This is a genomic window from Kitasatospora nipponensis, from assembly GCF_039528135.1.
GTDB classification, from domain to species: domain Bacteria; phylum Actinomycetota; class Actinomycetes; order Streptomycetales; family Streptomycetaceae; genus Kitasatospora; species Kitasatospora nipponensis.
In genome coordinates, this window is the sequence record NZ_BAAALF010000310.1 from 1 (window position 1) to 5,713 (window position 5,713).

Annotated in this window: 5 protein-coding genes; 4 read left to right on the forward strand and 1 reads right to left on the reverse strand. The window is 69.7% G+C overall.

Annotated features, from left to right (window positions below; genetic code table 11):
• On the reverse strand, nucleotides 1–1,330 hold a 1,330-nt coding region (locus tag ABD323_RS39045; protein ID WP_425556312.1), incomplete at its 3' end, for a DUF2786 domain-containing protein.
• A 160-nt stretch (nucleotides 1,331–1,490) separates the two neighbouring features.
• Here ABD323_RS39045 and ABD323_RS39050 point away from each other — a divergent pair.
• The 4 genes from ABD323_RS39050 to fusA all read left to right on the forward strand — a co-directional run bounded on the left by ABD323_RS39050 (nucleotide 1,491) and on the right by fusA (nucleotide 5,500).
• Nucleotides 1,491–2,081, forward strand: coding sequence for a DUF1707 and DUF4190 domain-containing protein (locus ABD323_RS39050; protein WP_344446857.1), 591 nt, complete (start codon nucleotides 1,491–1,493; stop codon nucleotides 2,079–2,081).
• A gap of 429 nt (nucleotides 2,082–2,510) precedes the next feature.
• On the forward strand, nucleotides 2,511–2,882 hold the full coding sequence (rpsL, locus tag ABD323_RS39055; RefSeq protein ID WP_014144289.1) for a 30S ribosomal protein S12: 372 nt from the start codon (nucleotides 2,511–2,513) through the stop codon (nucleotides 2,880–2,882).
• Between the two features lie 2 nt (nucleotides 2,883–2,884).
• Nucleotides 2,885–3,355, forward strand: a complete 471-nt coding sequence (rpsG, locus tag ABD323_RS39060) for a 30S ribosomal protein S7 (RefSeq protein WP_035848142.1) — start codon at nucleotides 2,885–2,887, stop codon at nucleotides 3,353–3,355.
• A 39-nt stretch (nucleotides 3,356–3,394) separates the two neighbouring features.
• On the forward strand, nucleotides 3,395–5,500 hold the full coding sequence (fusA, locus tag ABD323_RS39065) for an elongation factor G (protein ID WP_344446858.1): 2,106 nt from the start codon (nucleotides 3,395–3,397) through the stop codon (nucleotides 5,498–5,500).
• Nucleotides 5,501–5,713: the final 213 nt, after the last annotated feature.

Genomic DNA, 5,713 nt, shown 5'->3' on the forward strand with positions numbered 1-5,713 from the left:
GACCCCCCCGCGGCCCGGCCCCGCCCGCCCACCCGCGGGCGAGCCGGCCGCGCTGGTGCGGCGGGGCCCGGCCGGCGGCGGCCCGGCCGGCCGCCCAGCCCTCGCCGTCGCTCACCCGCACCCGCTGCGAGGTGAGCTTGGGGAACATCCGGTCGGTGGCCGAGTCCACCGCCTCCTCGCGGGCCGCCAGCGCCGGCAGCAGCCGCTCGTCCGGTACGCCCTGCTCGGCCGTGCCGTCCTCGCGCAGGTGCCTGCCGGCCGCCGCCTCCCGGGTGGTCCGCTCGGTGGCCTCGGTCAGCCGCTCGCGGATCCGGGCCGCGTAGGAGACCAGGAACGACTGCCGGAACGCCCGGGTGCGCGAGGCCCCGTCCAGGTGCTGGCGGCTGCCGGCGCGGTTCATCGCCGCCGTCGCCTGCACCAGCAGCGAGGTGTAGAGCAGTTCGACGGCGTCCAGGTCGGAGTCGAAGCCGACCACCGTGCAGAAGCCGAACTCCTTGGCCCAGACCACCCGGCAGCGGTTGGCCGCCGCCACCGCGTCCAGCAGCATCGCCTTGGGACCCTCGTACGGGTTCTCCAGCCCGATCCGCACCGCGTCCGGCAGCCGGTCCCCGCCGTGCCCCGCCGACAGCAGCACCTCGTCGATGCTGTGCTGCGCCATCAGCTGCTGGGCCTTGGCGGTCAGCGCCTCGGCCTCCTCGGGGAACTCGGTGGACTCGGCCTTGGCCAGCAGCGCGCGGATCCGCGAGAGCATCCGCGGCTCGCCCGGCACCGGCACGGCCGCCCGGTGTTCGACGGGTCGCGCGCCGGGCACCGGGCCCACCGGCGCGATCACCGGCAGGTGCCCCAGCAGCCGCAGCAGCTCCAGCACGGCGGTGGCCAGCGCGAAGCGGTCGAGCCGGTGGCGGGTGGCGAACTCCGGCAGCAGGCGCTCGTCGGCTGGCCACCAGACGTCGGCGGCCAGCTCCCGCAGCTGCTCGCGCCAGCGCCGGTCCAGCGCGGCGGGGGAGTAGCGCCGGGACTCGGCCGCCACCAGGTCGACCAGCAGGGCCAGGTGGACCGGCGGCAGGTCGCGGCGGACCAGCCGGGCCAGGTCGGCCGGTCGCCAGCCGCGCTGCCACAGTGCGCCCAGCGAGCGGTCGGTGAGCGTGACCAGCGCCCGGCTGACGGCGGGCCACCGCTCGGCGGAGGCGGCCAGCAGCGACGCCCCGCCGTCCAGGGCCCGGTCCAGCTGCCGGTCGCCGGCAGCCAGTACCGTGTCCACCGCTCGTTCCAGCAGCTGCGTGGTCTCGTCGCCGCCCGTTCTCTTCCGCTCTGCGCTCACCCTGCCCATGATGCCGGAGCGGCGGGTCTCGCCGGGACAGCGGACAGCGGGGGCCGCGACGGGGATGATGGGGGCCGGAACCGGAACCCGGAGGTGGGTACGGTTCGTCCAGTTCAACAGGAGGGGCGCGCGGCGCGATCGCGGGCCGGGGACCACGGGAGGAGTCCGGATGGGTGACGTGCAGCCGTGGCCAGGAGGTCAGCGGCCCACCGATCAGTTCGGGCAGCGTCCGGTGGACCCGTACGCGGGCGCCTGGCAGCCGGCCGTCACGCCGCAGTCGGCGATGCGGGCGGCCCACACCGACCGGGACCGCACGGTCGACGTGCTCAAGGCCGCCTACGCCGAGGGCCGGCTCTCCGCCGAGGAGTACTCCCACCGCTTCGACGCCGCCAACAGCGCCCAGACCTACGGGCAGCTGGCGCAGCTGGTGGCCGACCTGCCGGCCGGACCGATGGTGGCGCCGATGGGCTCGGCGGTGCCGGTGGTCCCCTCCACCTTCATGCCCCCGCCGATGTACAAGCCCGTCTCCAACAACGGGATGGCCACCGCCTCGCTGGTGCTGGGCCTGGCCACCTTCCCGACCTTCGGCCTGCTGGCCATCCCCGCGGTGATCACCGGCCACGTGGCCAGGAACCAGATCCGCCAGAGCGGCGAGCGCGGCGACGGCATGGCGGTGGCCGGGCTCTGGATGGGCTACCTCTCGATGGTGGGCTGGGCGCTGCTGATCCTGCTCGGGATGGCGATGTCGGTCAGTTCCTGAGCGTCCGCTCCTGAGCGTCCGCCGAGCGGCGTCGCTCACCCCCGCAGCGGTCGCCGCCGCGGACCGTGCGTGGTATAGAGGCAGGAGTACCACCAGCCCCGCCCGTGACCCGGGCCGGATTTCCCCGTCAGCGCCACGACCTGCGGTGTCGCATTTGTTTTGACCGCGCCCGATGCGCTAGGTACGCTCTGACCTTGTGCCTGGGGTGTCCCCGGGTCCTTGTGCGTGCAAGCACACCGGCAGCCGCGCCACTCGCGCGAGCGCCGTCGCTGCACATCAGCACACCAGGATTCCGCGATTCTTCCGCCGCCCGTCCCTGCCGGACCGGGCCGGAGGAAGCCCAACACACCCGACCTCGTGGGTCGGCGTGAGCTGGGAACACCACAGGTTAGTTTCACCCAGCCTTGGCACACAGAAAACGGAGAAACGGTGCCTACGATCCAGCAGCTGGTCCGAAAGGGCCGGCAGGACAAGGTCGAGAAGAACAAGACGCCCGCGCTGAAGGGCTCCCCCCAGCGCCGCGGCGTCTGCACGCGTGTGTACACGACCACCCCGAAGAAGCCGAACTCGGCGCTTCGTAAGGTCGCCCGTGTGCGCCTCACCAGCGGGATCGAGGTCACCGCTTACATCCCCGGCGAGGGCCACAACCTGCAGGAGCACTCGATCGTGCTCGTGCGCGGCGGTCGTGTGAAGGACCTTCCTGGTGTCCGCTACAAGATCATCCGCGGTTCGCTCGACACCCAGGGTGTCAAGAACCGCAAGCAGGCTCGCAGCCGCTACGGCGCCAAGAAGGAGAAGTAAGAATGCCTCGTAAGGGCCCCGCCCCGAAGCGCCCGGTCATCATCGACCCGGTTTACGGCTCCCCGCTGGTGACCTCGCTGGTCAACAAGATCCTGCTGCACGGCAAGCGCTCCACCGCCGAGCGGATCGTGTACGGCGCCCTCGAGGGCGTCCGCGAGAAGACCGGTTCCGACCCCGTCGTGACCCTCAAGCGCGCGCTGGAGAACGTCAAGCCGGCCCTCGAGGTCAAGTCCCGCCGTGTCGGTGGCGCGACCTACCAGGTCCCGGTCGAGGTCCGTCCGGGCCGCGCCAGCACCCTGGCGCTGCGCTGGATGGTCGGGTACTCCCGCGCCCGTCGCGAGAAGACCATGACCGAGCGCCTGATGAACGAGATCCTCGACGCCAGCAACGGCCTGGGCGCTTCCGTCAAGCGTCGCGAGGACACCCACAAGATGGCCGAGTCCAACAAGGCCTTCGCGCACTACCGCTGGTAGTCCGAACCCCGTCACTAGACAGAGAGAGAACGAGCCACCATGGCTGCAACCTCCCTTGACCTGGCCAAGGTCCGCAACATCGGGATCATGGCGCACATCGACGCGGGCAAGACCACCACCACCGAGCGGATCCTGTTCTACACCGGTGTCTCGTACAAGATCGGTGAGGTCCACGATGGCGCTGCCACCATGGACTGGATGGAGCAGGAGCAGGAGCGCGGCATCACCATCACGTCGGCCGCGACGACCTGTCACTGGACGCTCGACGACTCCGACCACACCATCAACATCATCGACACCCCGGGCCACGTCGACTTCACCGTCGAGGTGGAGCGTTCGCTGCGCGTGCTCGACGGTGCGGTGACGGTGTTCGACGGTGTCGCCGGTGTGGAGCCCCAGTCCGAGACCGTGTGGCGGCAGGCTGACCGCTACGGCGTCCCGCGCATCTGCTTCATCAACAAGCTGGACCGCACGGGCGCCAACTTCTTCTTCTGCGTCGACACCATCGTGGACCGCCTCGGCGCGACCCCGCTGGTGATGCAGCTGCCGATCGGTGCCGAGTCCGACTTCGTCGGCGTCGTGGACCTGGTCAAGATGAAGGCCCTCGTCTGGTCGCCCGAGGCGACCAAGGGCGAGATGTACGACACCGTCGACATCCCGGCCGACCTGGTCGACCAGGCGAACGAGTACCGCGAGGCGCTCATCGACACCGTGTCGAACATCAGCGACGAGGTGATGGAGATCGCCCTCGAGGGCGAGGACATCCCCGAGGAGCTGCTGGTCGCCGCGATCCGCAAGGGCACCCTGAACTCGGACTTCACGCCGATCTTCTGTGGCACCGCGTTCAAGAACAAGGGCGTTCAGCCCCTGCTCGACGCGGTCGTCAAGTACCTGCCGTCGCCGCTGGACATCGAGTCCATCGAGGGCACCAAGCCCGGCGACGACTCGGTCAAGATCAGCCGCAAGGCCTCGGACGACGAGCCGCTGTCGGCGCTGGCGTTCAAGATCATGTCCGACCCGCACCTGGGCAAGCTCACCTTCGTCCGGATCTACTCCGGCCGTCTCGAGGCCGGCACCGCCGTCCTCAACGCGGTGAAGGGGCGCAAGGAGCGCATCGGCAAGATCTACCGGATGCACGCGAACAAGCGTGAGGAGATCGACTCGGTGGGCGCCGGCGACATCGTCGCCGTCATGGGTCTCAAGCAGACCACCACCGGTGAGACCCTCAGCGACGAGAAGCACCCGGTGATCCTGGAGTCCATGGACTTCCCGGCCCCGGTCATCCGCGTCGCGATCGAGCCGAAGTCCAAGGGCGACCAGGAGCGGCTCGGTACCGCCATCCAGCGCCTGGCCGAGGAGGACCCGTCCTTCCAGGTCAACACGGACGAGGAGACCGGCCAGACCATCATCGCGGGTATGGGCGAGCTGCACCTCGAGGTGCTGGTCGACCGTATGAAGCGTGAGTTCAAGGTCGAGGCCAACGTCGGCAAGCCGCAGGTCGCGTACCGCGAGACGATCCGCAAGGCCGTCGAGCGGATCGACTACACGCACAAGAAGCAGACCGGTGGCTCCGGCCAGTTCGCGAAGATCCAGATCGCGATCGAGCCGATCGAGTCCGGCGAGGGCTACGAGTTCGTGAACAAGGTCACCGGTGGCCGCGTTCCGAAGGAGTACATCCCCTCGGTCGACGCCGGTTGCCAGGAGGCCATGGAGTTCGGTGTCCTCGCCGGCTACCCGCTCCAGGGTGTCCGCGTGACGCTGCTCGACGGTGCCTCGCACGACGTCGACTCCTCGGAGCTGGCGTTCAAGATCGCCGGTTCGATGGCCTTCAAGGAGGGCGCTCGCAAGGCGTCCCCGGCTCTGCTCGAGCCGATGATGGCCGTTGAGGTCACCACGCCCGAGGACTACATGGGCGACGTGATCGGCGACATCAACTCCCGCCGTGGCCAGATCCAGGCCATGGAGGAGCGCAGCGGTGCCCGCGTCGTCAAGGCGCTCGTCCCGCTGTCCGAGATGTTCGGCTACGTCGGTGACCTGCGCAGCAAGACCTCTGGTCGCGCGAGCTACTCGATGCAGTTCGACTCGTACGCCGAGGTTCCGCGGAACGTGGCGGACGACATCATCGCCAAGGCCAAGGGCGAGTAACTTCCGGACAAACCGGAAGTTTCCCACCCCTTAGGCTGTATGGAGGCAAACCCGGCGGGGTCGACCCGACCCCGCCGGCGCCTCCGGCCCCCACCCGCGGGACGGCATGGAGCGCAACCAGCACTCCGTCCAAAACCCGATCAAAGACCAACTGACGTCGTACGGCGTACAGAACTGTCCTCAGGAGGACTGCAGTGGCGAAGGCGAAGTTCG